The organism is Rickettsia fournieri (assembly GCF_900243065.1).
In the GTDB taxonomy this organism is placed as follows: domain Bacteria; phylum Pseudomonadota; class Alphaproteobacteria; order Rickettsiales; family Rickettsiaceae; genus Rickettsia; species Rickettsia rickettsii.
The window spans coordinates 393,941-407,583 of sequence record NZ_LT978484.1; the positions used below are offsets into that span (position 1 = coordinate 393,941).

Consider the following 13,643-nt stretch of genomic DNA (forward strand, 5'->3'; position numbering starts at 1 on the left):
TTACAGACCTCTCTTATACCAATAAAAATTTTTATTAGGTTTTATATCGATGAATAATCAAGGTAGAAGTATTTTAGCTTGGGCAGCACTTTTTATTTTTGTAATATTACTTTTTAATGTGTTCCAATCTGACGGTTTACTTGGCGGAAGAAATAATATAACTTTCTCGGATTTTTTAACACGAGTTGATGAAAAGACCGTTAATTCGGTAAAAATTCAGGGTAGAGTAATTGAAGGCACTTCAAATGACGGCTCTACTTTTAACACTTATGCTCCTGATTATCCTGATTTAGTAAATCGTCTTACTAGCAATGACGTTAATATTGAAGTAGTGCCTCTTGAAACAAGAATGAATACCTTTTTAGGCTTTTTAATTTCTTGGTTTCCTATGCTTTTATTGATAGGTGTTTGGGTTTTTTTCATGCGTCAAATGCACGGAGGTGGGAAAGCCATGGGGTTTGGAAAATCTAAAGCTAGGTTGCTATCAGATAAAGGACCAAAAATTACCTTTAAAGATGTAGCAGGTATCGATGAAGCAAAAGAAGAATTAACTGAAATAGTAGATTTTTTAAGAGATCCAAGCAAGTTCCAAAAGCTTGGCGGTAAAATACCGAAAGGCTGCTTACTTATAGGTCCTCCCGGAACCGGTAAGACACTTCTTGCTAAAGCAATTGCAGGTGAGGCTAATGTTCCGTTTTTTAGCATATCCGGCTCTGATTTTGTTGAAATGTTTGTAGGTGTCGGTGCAAGCCGTGTGCGTGACATGTTTGAACAGGGTAAACGTAATGCTCCTTGTATTATCTTTATCGATGAAATTGATGCGGTAGGTCGCCATAGAGGTATCGGTATGGGTGGCGGCAATGATGAACGTGAGCAAACCTTAAACCAAATGTTAGTCGAAATGGATGGATTTGAAGCAAACGAGGGAGTTGTGATCATTGCAGCTACAAACCGTCCTGACGTTCTTGATCGTGCATTACTGCGTCCCGGTAGGTTTGATCGTCAAATTGCCGTTGCAAACCCTGATATAAACGGTCGTGAGCAAATTCTAAAAGTACATTTAAAGAAAATTAAATATAATAGTACGGTACTAGCACGAATTATTGCTCGCGGTACCCCGGGCTTTTCCGGTGCTGAACTTGCTAACTTAGTTAATGAAGCTGCTCTTATTGCTGCAAGGCTTGGTAAGAAAGAAGTAGATATGCACGACATGGAAGAGGCAAAAGATAAGGTGCTGATGGGAGTTGCACGTCGCTCCATTGCAATGTCGGAGAAAGAAAAAAGGTTGACTGCATATCATGAAGGCGGACATGCATTAGTAGGACTTTATTGTCCTGCAGCATCACCTATTCATAAGGCTACGATTATACCACGTGGTAATGCTCTTGGGATGGTGCAAAGACTTCCTGAAACTGATGAATATTCTCAGAATCGTGAACAGATGGAATCATCTATAGCAGTTTATATGGCAGGAAGAGTAGCGGAGGAAATTATTTTCGGTAGAAATAAAGTTACCTCAGGAGCTTCGTCGGATATAAAAGGTGCAACTAATATTGCAAGAGCGATGGTTACAAAAGCAGGTTTAAGTGATTTAATAGGACCGATATTTCACGGTTCAAGTGGTGACGATATGTATGGTAGACAACCTAATAATGAAACCTCGGAAGCTACTGCAGAGTTAATTGATGCTGAAGTTAAAAGAATTATTACGCAAGGATATGAATTTGCAAAAGATATTTTAACAAAACATATAGATCAACTTCATACCTTAGCAAATGCTTTAATTGAATATGAGACATTGTCCGGTCAGCAAATTAAAAATTTACTTAGTGGTAGAGCTTTAGATTCAGAAGAGGAGAATAAATTTCCTTTTAATGATTCATCTACTATAAAAATAGATAAAGAAAAATCACCTGAGAAAACAAAAACAACTAAAGCTAAAAAAGAAAATTCCGCTTCCTAAGTTTAGTAGTATAATTTATGTATAAATTTATAGATTTATTTTGTGGTATCAGTGGTTTTAGAAAAGCCTTGGAAATAAAGGGTCTTGAATGTGTTTTTTCTTCTGATATAGACAAAGACGTACAAGAAGCATATAAAAGAAATTTCGGTGATAAGCCATACGGTGATATTACGGAAATATCAGAAACCAAAATCCCTAAACATGATATTTTATGTGCCGGTTTTCCTTGCCAATCTTTTAGTATTTCAGGTAAGAGGCTTGGTATAGGAGATGTAGACTCTTGTATGAAATAATCAGAATAGTACAATATCACAAACCCTATATATTATTGCTTGAGAATGTTAAAAATATTCTGAATATTAATAATGGCAGCGTAATTGAAACTATAGACCAAAAATTAGATGAGATTGGCTATAAAGTATATAGAAATGTATTAAATGCTTCATTATTTGGAGTACCGCAAACAAAGAGAAAGAGTTTATTTTGTTTGTTTACGAAAAGATTTTAGCAGTGAATATACACTCAAATATGTAAAACCGGAAGAGTCTTATGAAATGATTTTTCTTAATGATATTTTAGAACAGGATGTTGATAAAAACGTATATATTAATAGAGATGATGTTATTTTAGATAAAACACCGGTTGAAAACCAATTAGGATTGGTCAAGTTAATAAAGGCGGTCAAGGTGAAAGGATTTACAGCCCTTTCGGTCATTCACTTTATCAGCTTTTGGTGTTGGTGTCGGTGCTAGAACCGGTCTTTATTATATAAGTGATAAGATAAGAAGACTAGCAATCAATGAATGTAAATATTTAATGGGTTTCCCTCAAGATCATTATGTTGCAGATGGATTAAAGGGTTATAGGCAATTCAGTAATTTCATAAATAATAGCAAATATATATGACTCAATAAAAAGAGCAGTTTAATGTATAATGGAATATACTCGATCAACTTCAAAAATTGGCTAAGTTGTTCTATAAGTACTGCGGTACTCACGTATTAAGTATACACTGTGTTCCTTGTCTTGTGAACTCCTGGCTCTTTTTGAAGTTGATCTTCGTATATGGATTGCTAACTATAAATATCGTCATTGTGAGTAGGCATTGTTGCGTGGACCAGTAAATGCTCTTGATGTCATTCCCGCAGAAGCGGGAATCCAGTAAAACCTACAAAAAACTTGTTTTTTTAGGTTTATTTTGTTAGTACTAAGACTATTTTTTTGGATTCCCGCTTCTGCGGGAATGACATCGGTATCCACGCTGGCAATATCTTGTGAGTAACTGTAAGTAGCATGGCAACCTAGAGATATTAATGTCATCCACGTAACAGGTATGAAAGATTGTGAATTAGCTAATTATTTTGTATAGTTCTAAAAACAAATTTTAAGAGAGTACTTAAATGGCAGAGTTAAGGTTACCGCCAAATTCAGTAGTAAAAAAAGGTAGAGAGCATAAGGAACAAGAGGAAATGCTTAAACCTAGAAAGATAAAAATTTATAGGTATGACCCTGATCTTGATGAGAATCCTACTATCGATAGTTTTGAGATAGATTTAAGCAAAACCGGACCGATGGTTTTAGATGCTTTAATTAAAATCAAAAACGAAATTGATTCTACTTTAACTTTTAGGCGTTCTTGTCGGGAAGGAATTTGCGGTAGTTGTGCAATGAATATTGACGGTACAAATACTTTAGCATGCATAAAACCAATAGAAGATATATCAGGCGATATCAAAATCTATCCGCTTCCTCATATGAAAGTAGTGAAAGATTTAGTACCTGATATGTCGCATTTTTATGCACAATACGAATCTATAGAACCTTGGCTCAAAACCGATAGCCCTACCCCTTCAAACTCTGAAAGGTTACAGTCGATTAAAGACCGAGAAAAGCTTGACGGTTTATATGAGTGTATATTATGTGCTTGCTGTTCTACTTCTTGTCCTAGCTATTGGTGGAACGGTGATAAATATTTGGGTCCTGCGATTTTACTACAAGCATATAGATGGATTGCCGATTCAAGGGATGATAATACCGGTGAACGTCTTGAAGCTTTAGAAGACCCATTTAAGCTTTACCGTTGTCATACGATTATGAACTGTACTAAGACCTGCCCGAAAGGCTTAAATCCTGCTAAAGCTATCGGTAAAATAAAAAGTTTAATTGCAGAACGTCACGGTGTGTGATGCTTAATTAATTATTTTTAAAAATGATAAAATAATGAAAAAAGCAAGTATTTTCTGTTGATTGTAATAATACCATGACACAAGGTGACATGAATTATTGTGTCGCTGCAGAATATAAGAAAGTTGATAAGAAACTAAATCAAATATACCAAGAAATATTAAAACATATTTCAGACAAACAAGAACAAGTTAATTTACTTAAAAAATCCCCAAATTTATGGATTAAGTACCGAGATGCTGATTGTGAATTTCGAAGTTTTAGGGTTTATGGCGGTTCCGTATATCCAATGGTACTGCTTATGTGTCTTACAGGAAAAACCGAAGAGCGTATAAAAGAATTTGAAGCCATGCTGAAATGTGAAGAAGGGGACTTAAGTTGTCTATTTATAATCAAGACTTAGAACCTAGGTTTTTTTGTGGACATTTCTAGTTGATTTGCTATTTTGAGGTATTTTGTAGCGAAAATTAATAAGATTTTTGCTGGAATAGTTATTCATATTTCAAAAAAATCTTATAATTTGCAGCAACAAATAGCCAAAATTAAATCTTTTTAGAAATGTCCACAAAACCTAAATTAATTCATAATTTGTAATACTTTAAATAATTCTCCCATTTGTTTCGGTGATATTAGTCTTTCTACCTGTCTTTCTATTATTTGTGTCTGCTCAGACATCTTTCCAAACTCTACTTCTAGAGGTAATTTATACGTCGATCCGATACTCGCATCTTCACGTACTAAAGTGTACGCTGCGGTGCTGCGTTTCGTGTCTCCTTTAAATTCCTCTCTATAAGCGAATTTGAAAAGATGTCTATCATTAAGCTTGTCTTGCAATGTTTGTTTGCGTAATAAGATTCCATTTTCTATTAAAAAATCTCGTTGCGATATTGTATCTATTACGTTTATTTTGCTGTTTTTAGCTACCGTCTTTAATGCATAAAAATCCACATGTGCCGATAAATCAGCTTCTCCAAGATTTTCAAGGATGGGGCAATATTTATGGTTTTTAACCGCTTGTAATGTTTGATTATATTGATATCTAGTTCTACCATTCGGAGCTATATCATAGCCGTAATCTATTATTAAGCCACTGCCGCTTAGTCTTTTTAGATGCTGCGCTATAAATTTTATAATTTCTATCGATTTATAAGATTCTTCAAGTATTGCCCCGTCTTTTGCTTCAATATGAGTACGCAGCAGATATTCTTGTAATTGCTTATTAACGCTTGTTTTATCATATTTAATTCTTTCGTCTACCGGCTGCACTACAAATATTCTTTCATACCATAATTCCTTGACTTTAATATATTGCTTTATAGGTATAGCATCAAAGAATTCGTTAGCTATTATTATAGTAGGTTTTTTTGGTATATCTTCTATAGATGATTGATGACTAATCGGTAAATTAATATCTTGTAAATTAGCCTTTTGATGAGCAATAAAATTTTTATTAATTTCTATTAGTTCAATTGATAAAGCTTTATAAAATTCTGGTACTAATTTTGCAGTACGTAGTAAATCACGCATTAATAGACCTCGACCAGGACCAAGCTCTACTAAACTAAGACTTTTTGGGCAGCCAATTCTTTGCCACTCTCTGATACACCATAAGCCGATAATTTCACCGAATAGCTGTGAAATTTCAGGAGCCGTAACAAAGTCACCTTCGTTAGCCAATGATTTTACTTGCTTATAATAGGAAGTAGGATTTAAGTTTAATACCTCCTGCATGAGGACATCGCAAGTAATATAACCGTTTTGATCAATTAATTGTCTTATTTTGGATTCGATTGACATATTAAATAACTTCCTAAAAGTAACATAGGTACAGATAAAATTTGTCCCATAGTTAAGCTATCTAAAATAAACCCGATTTGTATGTCGGGTTCTCTAAATATTTCAATAGTGATTCGGAAAAGACCGTAAAATGTTAAAAATATTCCTGAGTTTAAACCGCACTTTTTAAGAGTTTTGTGCTTAAATGTTGCATATGCTAAGATACTAAATAATACTAAACCTTCAAAAAAAGCTTCATATAATTGACTAGGATGTCTTGGCATAAAATCGCTATTCGGAAAAATCATACCAAAAGAAGAATTTGTAATACGTCCGTATAGTTCGCCGTTAATAAAATTAGCGATTCTACCTAAAAATAATCCGATAGGTACTACAGGGGCTATTATATCCGTGAGACTTAAAAAATTAATTTTATATTTTCGGCAAAACAAATAAGCAGCAATAGTCCCCCCTAAAGCTCCGCCATGGAAAGACATCCCGCCTTCATAAGTTTTTAAGATATCTATTGGATTTGAAAAATATCTAGAAGGGTTATATAATAAAACAAACCCTAGTCTGCCTCCGACTATTATGCCTATAACGGCATAAGTAATGAAATCTTCTAGATTTTTTTTGGTAATTTGAGGCTTAAATTTTTCTATAATTTTATTTGCATAGAACCAGCCTAGCAAAATTCCTATTACATATGAAAGAGAATACCAAGAGATAGTAAGTGGATCTATAGAGAAAATAATTGGATTGATATTAGGAAATGTCATAGATAAATAAGTTATTTAATTCATTTAACGTCTGAGTTATGGAACATTACGTAAGTAATTGACGAGGCAATTCAGTTTTTTATTATTTTTATGGGTTGCTGCAGTTGCTTCGTGGCTTCGCAATGACAGTATCTATATTTGCTTAGCAATACCAAATTCTTTTGAGTTAAAATTATTGATAAAAATAAAATTCTTAGTAATAATAAAAAAGATTTATATTTATAATAATAATGATAGGTAAAATATGCAATATTTAATGGATCTATATCATACCTCAAGTACTGAGTTAGTATTATTGTTTGTTATGTTAGTATCTCTTATACCGGTGATATTTCTAATTAAAAGATTAATTTTTATTCCTGTAAAAAATTATTTAACTAGACATCATTATGATGATTATGAAAGGATAAAAAAATATCCTATATTTCGTTATTTATTACATACTTTATTAGCACTTTACTTTGTATGTTGGGGAAAGATTTTTCATTCTACTTCTTTTAAAGCACATGTATTACTGGGAATCAAAGATACTATAGTAATCTTATATACTGGTATATCTGTGACGATGTTATTATTAACGCTTATAGATGCTTTTGCAGATCTGTATCACAATAGAATCAAAGCCGTTACAAAAAATGCACCGCTTAGCTTATATTTTCAAATATTAAAAATTATTGTCATAGTTATTGCAGCAATGGTAACTATTTCATATATATTAAATATTTCGCTTAGTACATTCTTAACAAGCTTAGGTGCAGCCGCAGCTCTTTTAACATTTGTTTTCAAAGATATCGTTTTAGGATTACTTGCAAGCTTGCAACTAACTACTCAAGAAATTATTAATATTGGAGACTGGGTACGTATAGGCGCAATTGAAGGAACAGTTGAAAAAATTACTATTTCCGTAGTAACAATTAGGAATTTTGACCAATCTATTTCCACAGTTCCTACTTACAGTATTTTAAATTCTAACGTAACTAATTATAGAGGAATTAGTGAATCAGGAGCAAGAAGGGTAAAGAGAGTATTTAATATTAATATGGCAACTATTAACTTCTGTGATGCTACTATTTTAAAAGCACTAAAAAAATCTCCTTATATATCAAAGGATGTAATAGATAAAATCACTCTTGATAAAGAAGAGAAAGATTTAACCAACATTAAACTATTCAAATTATATATTCAGGAATATCTAAAAAATAATCCGGCAGTTTATACCGAAGGGTTTACTTTTCTAGTAAGACAGCTTGAACCTACGATTAATGGGTTGCCTATAGAAATATATATCTTTGTTAAAGAAGTCAATTTAGTAGGTTATGAAAATATACAGGACAATATTTCTGAACATTTCATTTCTATACTTCCTGAATTTAAATTAAAAATATTTCAGAATGTAGGAGTGGTATAATATATCCGAAGTAAAATGAAAAGTAGTAAAAATAAAAAAATAAATTAAATTTGTATCCAAGATGGAAGTTGTCTTTCAGCTTGGATATTCACTACTTTTGAAAGCAAAGCAGTATATATACTACTTGATTATTTTCTCTAAATGCTTTAAAACTTAAAGCTTTAAAAATATTAAAATTTAAGACCTAGGAATGAATAATAATATAATTAATTTAATAGCCGCTATTATACTGTCTTTAAGTATAATTTTCGGTTGGCAGTATTTTGTTGTAAAACCTGAACAAAAAAAACAGCAACAGCAAATAGCAGTGCAGAAAGCAGAAAATTTAAAGAAACAACAGTTAAAAGCTTTAGTCGCACCTGCAACTGGTATTGTTGTTCAAGAAGAAAGTCAAGTACAGCGTATTAAAATAGAATCTGAATCACTTACCGGTTCTATTTCATTAAAAGGACTTAGATTTGATGATTTAATATTAAAGAAATATAAACAAGATTTATCTAAAAATAGTCCTGAAGTGAGATTATTTGCACCGGCTAATACAGAAAATGCATATTTTGCTGAAGTTGGTTTAGTTAGTAATTTATCTAGTGTAAAACTCCCTAACAACGATACTATATGGAATAGTGATAGTGAAATATTAAGCCCTGAAAAACCTGTTCATTTATTTTGGGTTAATGAAGACGGAGTTAAATTTTTAATTACTATTACTGTCGATGAAAACTATTTATTTACTATAGAGCAAACCATCGTTAATAATAGTGATAAAGAACTTCCTGTGCAATCTTACGGTTTAATAAATCGTAAATATATTGCCGTAGAGAAAGCGGTGAATATATTACATCAAGGACCTATCGGGTGTATAGACGAGAATCTTAAAGAATATTCTTATGATGATATTAAAGATAAGAAAAGTGAAAAATTTGCAGCAAGTAAGGTTGACTGGATAGGAATTACCGATAAATATTGGTTATCTTCCTTGATTCCGGATAAATCAAGTAATTACAGCTCGAATTTTAATTATGCTCTTAAGCAAGGGACTGAAAGATATCAGGTAGATTTTATTTCACCGGTACAAATAATAAAGCCCGGCGAAAATTTTTCAATTAAAAGCAGAATTTTTGCTGGAGCAAAAAAAGTAGACTTGCTTGATAAATATGAAAAGCAATATGATATTAAATTATTTGATAGAGCTATTGATTTCGGCTGGTTCTATATAATTACCAAACCGGTTTTCTACGCCATGAATTATTTCTATGGCTATGTCGGTAATTTCGGTGTTAGTATATTAATTGTTACGGTTATAATTAAGCTATTAATGTTTACTTTAGCCAATAAGTCTTATCGTTCGATGAAAAAAATGAAAAATTTACAGCCGGAAATCGATAGGATAAAAAATTTATACAGTGATGATAAAGCACGTTTAAATCAAGAAATTATGGCTTTATATAAAAAAGAAAAAGTAAATCCGGTAGCTGGTTGTTTACCTATACTTGTTCAAATTCCAGTATTTTTCTCCATCTATAAAGTATTGTATGTAACTATTGAAATGCGGCAAGCACCGTTTTACGGCTGGATTAAAGACTTATCTGCACCTGACCCTACTACTATTTTTAATTTATTCGGCTTATTACCGTTCTCGCCGCCGTCATTTTTAATGATTGGAGCATGGCCTATTTTAATGGCTATTACTATGTTCTTACAGCAAAAAATGAGTCCTGAACCTGCGGATCCTATGCAAGCTCAAGTAATGAAATTTATGCCGCTAATTTTTTTATTTATGTTTAGTAGTTTTCCTGTGGGACTTTTAATATATTGGTCTTGGAATAATATTCTATCCATCATTCAACAATATTATATTAATAAATTTAATTAATTAATGAGAATAGATAAAAATTTACCTAATTATCTAACTATTGCTCGAATAATGGTAATTCCAGTTATTATACTGGTATTTCATATAAATAATTCACTTGCACGTAAACTTGGGGCATTATTATTTGTTTTAGCTAGTATTACGGATTTTTTTGACGGTTATATTGCAAGAAAATATAATTTAGTTACAAGTTTCGGCAAGATGTTTGACCCTATAGCAGATAAGCTACTTGTAGGTTGCGTTATTATCATGCTACTAAAAAAAGATAATGTAGATGAGATACCTTGCTTATTAATTTTAGCACGAGAATTTTTAGTTAGCGGTCTTCGGGAATTTTTAGCTCTAGTAAAGGTTAGTGTGCCTGTATCGAGACTCGCTAAGGTAAAAACGTTTTTACAAATGTTTGCTTTATCGATATTGATACTAGGCTCAAAAGGTTCAGGAATTATTTATTTAGATATAGTAGGGGAAATAATTTTATGGATTGCCGCTTTTTTAACAATCATTACAGGTTATTCTTATTTTAAAGCCTGTAAGAAATATTTTTAAATAGGAGAATTTTATGATACATGTAAAATATATAATTTTAGGGTTTATTATAGTGTCTAGTTTAAATCTTTACGCTGCTAACAATGATATAATTGCCAATAAGAAAGTTGTAAAGGTAGAAGTAAGTAATGAACATTTAAAAACATTAAATGAAGCTTCTACTCTTTTAATTAGTTGTGTAGATTTTAGATTAATAGACGAAACAGATAAATTAATGAAGCAATTAGGATTAGAAGATAATTTTGATAAAGTATCACTGCCCGGTGCATCGCTTGCTCTCGTTAACGACAAATATACTTATTGGGAAAAAACAATAGAAGATACTATTGAGATTTTGCAAGAATTACATAACATAAAACAAATTGTTTTTCTTGATCATAGAGAATGTGGAGCTTATAAAATACTTATAGGTCAGGAACAGCTAAATACCAAGGAAAAAGAAACGGCAGCACATGCAGCAATTTTAAACAAGGCCCGTGATATAATAAAAGAAAAATTCCCTCAATTAAAAGTTTATACTTTTTTAATGGGTCTTGATGGTGTAGTAGAGCAGATTTATGAAATACCTAGCTAAAAGCGGAGTTGTTGTATGGATAGGTTTATCTGTCATTGCGAGGAAATTGCGTAGCAATTGACGAAGCAATCTCAGGAGTTTGTTATTATTTCATGAGATTGCCGCACAGCCTACGGCTGCTTGCAATGACGATTTTTGACCCGCACAATAACGGCTAAGAAAAGTAATTTATTTTGTATCTTTGCTCTTATTATCATTAGAATCAGCAGTATTATTCTTTTGGTCGTTTTCTGCCGGTAGTTTAGAGATAGATAGTTTTTGTTTATATTTTTGTTGCTCTGCTAAAAAATTTTGAGCCTCTTTGGAAAGGCTGTTATATAGTTCACATTTCTTCTTATTAATCTTGACTATTGCTACTCTATATTTTTGTATTTCCTCCCGTACTTCCGGTTTTATAGTACCGGCGTAAGTAGAAAAATCATCTATAATTTTTTGTGTTGTAACATCGTTAGTTTTTGCTGCATCTTTTTTTGAGCCGTCAGAAGTTGTACTATTGGCAAAGCAGCTTGTACTAAGTAAAATAGCTATTCCAAATATTATTTTTTTTATCATATAAACCTTAAGCCTTATTCTTGATAAGTAGACCATTTTTAAGTCTAATAGTCAATAGACTTCTTTTGGCACTCTACTTCTAGGGGTAATTTGTACGTCAATCCGGTACTCGCATCCTCACGTACTAGTGTATACGCTGCGGTGCTGCGTTCCGTGTGTCCTCCAAATTCCTCCCTATAAGCGAGTTCGAAAAGAAGTCTAATATATAATGGGACTGTTGCGAGATGAGAGGATAGCAGGTATAATTAAAAAAAACAAAAAATATGTTCATATGTCTGAGTATCAAATGATAATGGTAAGTTTAGATGAGTTAATAAGTGTGGATCATCAATATCGTAAATTCAAAAGTTTATTCAATTTTAAAGCAGTTGAAGCTGAGTTATTAGCAGTAGAATGCGAAGCTAACTATAAAGGCTATGGTATAGTGAGGCTGTTTAAATGTTTGCTGCTGCAATTTATGGAAGACTTATCGGATCGGGAATTGGAACGTTATTTAGCTGATAGCACAGCGGCAAAATGGTTTTGTGATTTTGCTCTTACAGAGAAGACGCCTGATTATAGTGTATTTAGTAAAATACGTAAAAAAATAGGCACTAATTTACTATCAAAAATATTTGTAAAATTCCGAGATCAACTACGAGCACAAGGCTATATGGGTGAAGTATTTACCTTTGTAGATGCTTCTCATTTAATCTCAAAAGCTAATCTTTGGGAGGAACGTGATAAACTAAGAACACAAAAATATGATAAATTGAATAATGAGACTCTGCCTAAGGTTGTAAAGGATAAACAAGCTAAAATTGGCTGTAAGGGAGCAAATAAATTTTGGTATGGTTATAAAAAACATGTGAGTGTCGATATTCAATCAGGAATGATCAATAAGGTTGCAGTTACCCCTGCAAATGTTACTGATAGCAAAGGTTTTAAGCATGTTATGCCAAGCTCCGGTGCTACATATGTTGATAAAGGTTATTGTACAATCTCTGCCAAGAATGCAGCAGCTAAAAAGGGGTTCCATCTTTGCTCAATAAAGAAAAATAATATGAAAGATAAGAATTTTGACCTTGATAAATATTATACGAAAATCAGAGCACCTTTTGAGAGGGTATTTTCAAAAGATAATAAACGGGTTAGATATATAGGAATTGCCAAAAATCAATTCTCTGAATTTATGAATGCCATATGTTTTAATTTAAAACGATTAGTGGTTTTAACAACTTTAATAGCTTAGAGAAATTTGTTAATAAAAATCCTAACTCTGTAAACAAATCTCTATTAAATTACTATACTATTGAATAAATTTTATCTCAATATTAAACAGAATTTCTTTTTAAAAATATTTGGACAGAGCTAAATATTTATTTATCTGTTTTCCTCTCATTTTACTATTAAAAATTATCTCGCAACAGTCCCATATAAGTTAATTTATCTTAACTTATAATTACAAGAGAATTTGGTTCTAATCATTGAAAATATAACAGATTTTTCATTTTTTGTGTTTGTTTAATATTAACCTTTACTAGAAATTCTAATATATTTTTACAGTTTACTTACTGAATGATTATTGCTTTTATTTTTGGCATATTCATCTCTAAATATCGTGTAATTTACATAGCGAAATGCTTTATAAATCTATCATCACTAAAATTAGCGGTAAAATAGAATCGATAAAACCGACTATTATAGGAGGATAAGTAGTATTAAGTCGCATAAAGATAGAAAAAATTAATCGTAACTTACAAAAAGTTAAAATTAGTATACCGAAAAAATATATACAAGAAATTAGGGTAAATAACCGAATTACTTTGCTTGCTAAGCTCTATAAGCCGCAAAATAGTATACTACCCGGGGGTTATGATTTTGGTTTTTACGCTTATCTATCGGATATTGGAGCAAACGGCTATGCGATGTCTGAGCCGCAAATTATAGAACGTAATGAAACAAATTTTGATAGTTTTATTTATAGAGTGCGTTCCTATATTTAT

General features: G+C 31.9%; 12 protein-coding genes and 2 pseudogenes. 10 read left to right on the top strand and 4 right to left on the bottom strand.

The features are described from left to right. Positions 1–49 precede the first annotated feature (49 nt). The 5 genes and pseudogenes from ftsH to C4Q30_RS05025 all read left to right on the top strand — a co-directional run bounded on the left by ftsH (position 50) and on the right by C4Q30_RS05025 (position 4,550). Positions 50–1,963, top strand: a complete 1,914-nt coding sequence (gene ftsH, locus C4Q30_RS04995; protein ID WP_103897391.1) for an ATP-dependent zinc metalloprotease FtsH — start codon at positions 50–52, stop codon at positions 1,961–1,963. 17 nt (positions 1,964–1,980) lie between these two features. Beyond that, positions 1,981–2,471 (top strand): annotated as a pseudogene (locus C4Q30_RS09750) (DNA cytosine methyltransferase). Positions 2,472–2,517: 46 nt separating this feature from the next. Then, positions 2,518–2,715 (top strand): hypothetical protein, encoded by a 198-nt coding sequence (locus C4Q30_RS09755; RefSeq protein WP_245207490.1) that lies wholly within the window; start codon positions 2,518–2,520, stop codon positions 2,713–2,715. A 648-nt stretch (positions 2,716–3,363) separates the two neighbouring features. Then, entirely contained in the window at positions 3,364–4,149 is a 786-nt protein-coding gene (locus C4Q30_RS05020) for a succinate dehydrogenase iron-sulfur subunit (protein ID WP_014120462.1), read from the top strand. A gap of 74 nt (positions 4,150–4,223) precedes the next feature. Next, a complete protein-coding gene (locus C4Q30_RS05025; RefSeq protein WP_209445209.1) occupies positions 4,224–4,550 on the top strand; it encodes a lysozyme inhibitor LprI family protein in 327 nt (108 codons plus the stop codon). A gap of 173 nt (positions 4,551–4,723) precedes the next feature. On the opposite strand, the gene C4Q30_RS05030 is transcribed toward C4Q30_RS05025, so the two are convergent. After that, on the bottom strand, positions 4,724–5,944 hold the full coding sequence (locus C4Q30_RS05030) for a class I SAM-dependent methyltransferase (RefSeq protein WP_103897394.1): 1,221 nt from the start codon (positions 5,942–5,944) through the stop codon (positions 4,724–4,726). Continuing rightward, positions 5,923–6,702, bottom strand: coding sequence for a prolipoprotein diacylglyceryl transferase (lgt, locus tag C4Q30_RS05035; RefSeq protein ID WP_103897395.1), 780 nt, complete (start codon positions 6,700–6,702; stop codon positions 5,923–5,925). Before lgt ends, C4Q30_RS05030 begins: the two co-directional genes overlap by 22 nt. 244 nt (positions 6,703–6,946) lie before the next feature. Here lgt and C4Q30_RS05045 point away from each other — a divergent pair, with 244 nt between their 5' ends. From C4Q30_RS05045 to C4Q30_RS05060, 4 genes are all read left to right on the top strand, one after another. Then, positions 6,947–8,110: a mechanosensitive ion channel family protein gene (locus tag C4Q30_RS05045; protein ID WP_103897396.1), complete on the top strand. Its 1,164-nt coding sequence runs from the start codon at positions 6,947–6,949 to the stop codon at positions 8,108–8,110. Between the two features lie 190 nt (positions 8,111–8,300). Then, entirely contained in the window at positions 8,301–9,983 is a 1,683-nt protein-coding gene (yidC, locus tag C4Q30_RS05050; RefSeq protein ID WP_103897397.1) for a membrane protein insertase YidC, read from the top strand. Between the two features lie 3 nt (positions 9,984–9,986). Beyond that, positions 9,987–10,532, top strand: a complete 546-nt coding sequence (gene pgsA / locus C4Q30_RS05055) for a CDP-diacylglycerol--glycerol-3-phosphate 3-phosphatidyltransferase (protein ID WP_103897398.1) — start codon at positions 9,987–9,989, stop codon at positions 10,530–10,532. A 13-nt stretch (positions 10,533–10,545) separates the two neighbouring features. Beyond that, positions 10,546–11,106, top strand: coding sequence for a carbonic anhydrase (locus tag C4Q30_RS05060; RefSeq protein WP_103897399.1), 561 nt, complete (start codon positions 10,546–10,548; stop codon positions 11,104–11,106). A gap of 168 nt (positions 11,107–11,274) precedes the next feature. Here the strand turns inward: C4Q30_RS05060 and C4Q30_RS05070 are convergent, their stop codons facing one another. Both C4Q30_RS05070 and C4Q30_RS05075 read right to left on the bottom strand, forming a co-directional pair. Further along, on the bottom strand, positions 11,275–11,658 hold the full coding sequence (locus C4Q30_RS05070; RefSeq protein WP_103897400.1) for a hypothetical protein: 384 nt from the start codon (positions 11,656–11,658) through the stop codon (positions 11,275–11,277). Between the two features lie 50 nt (positions 11,659–11,708). After that, positions 11,709–11,858: pseudogene (locus tag C4Q30_RS05075) on the bottom strand (palindromic element RPE1 domain-containing protein); the annotation flags it as partial. Between the two features lie 8 nt (positions 11,859–11,866). On the opposite strand from C4Q30_RS05075, the gene C4Q30_RS05080 reads away from it, so the two are divergent. Next, the gene (locus C4Q30_RS05080) at positions 11,867–12,889 is read left to right on the top strand and encodes a transposase (protein WP_209445172.1); all 1,023 of its coding nucleotides are present in this window, start codon (positions 11,867–11,869) and stop codon (positions 12,887–12,889) included. Positions 12,890–13,643: the final 754 nt, after the last annotated feature.

Bases quoted from the DNA above. Each gene is read 5' to 3' on its own strand.
- C4Q30_RS09755 (WP_245207490.1), top strand. From the start codon at position 2,518: ATGATTTTTCTTAATGATATTTTAGAACAGGATGTTGATAAAAACGTA.
- C4Q30_RS05025 (WP_209445209.1), top strand. From the start codon at position 4,224: ATGACACAAGGTGACATGAATTATTGTGTCGCTGCAGAATATAAGAAA.
- lgt (WP_103897395.1), bottom strand. From the start codon at position 6,702: ATGACATTTCCTAATATCAATCCAATTATTTTCTCTATAGATCCACTT.
- C4Q30_RS05045 (WP_103897396.1), top strand. From the start codon at position 6,947: ATGCAATATTTAATGGATCTATATCATACCTCAAGTACTGAGTTAGTA.
- C4Q30_RS05080 (WP_209445172.1), top strand. From the start codon at position 11,867: ATGGGACTGTTGCGAGATGAGAGGATAGCAGGTATAATTAAAAAAAAC.
- ftsH (WP_103897391.1), top strand. From the start codon at position 50: ATGAATAATCAAGGTAGAAGTATTTTAGCTTGGGCAGCACTTTTTATT.
- C4Q30_RS05060 (WP_103897399.1), top strand. From the start codon at position 10,546: ATGATACATGTAAAATATATAATTTTAGGGTTTATTATAGTGTCTAGT.
- pgsA (WP_103897398.1), top strand. From the start codon at position 9,987: ATGAGAATAGATAAAAATTTACCTAATTATCTAACTATTGCTCGAATA.
- yidC (WP_103897397.1), top strand. From the start codon at position 8,301: ATGAATAATAATATAATTAATTTAATAGCCGCTATTATACTGTCTTTA.
- C4Q30_RS05070 (WP_103897400.1), bottom strand. From the start codon at position 11,658: ATGATAAAAAAAATAATATTTGGAATAGCTATTTTACTTAGTACAAGC.
- C4Q30_RS05020 (WP_014120462.1), top strand. From the start codon at position 3,364: ATGGCAGAGTTAAGGTTACCGCCAAATTCAGTAGTAAAAAAAGGTAGA.
- C4Q30_RS05030 (WP_103897394.1), bottom strand. From the start codon at position 5,944: ATGTCAATCGAATCCAAAATAAGACAATTAATTGATCAAAACGGTTAT.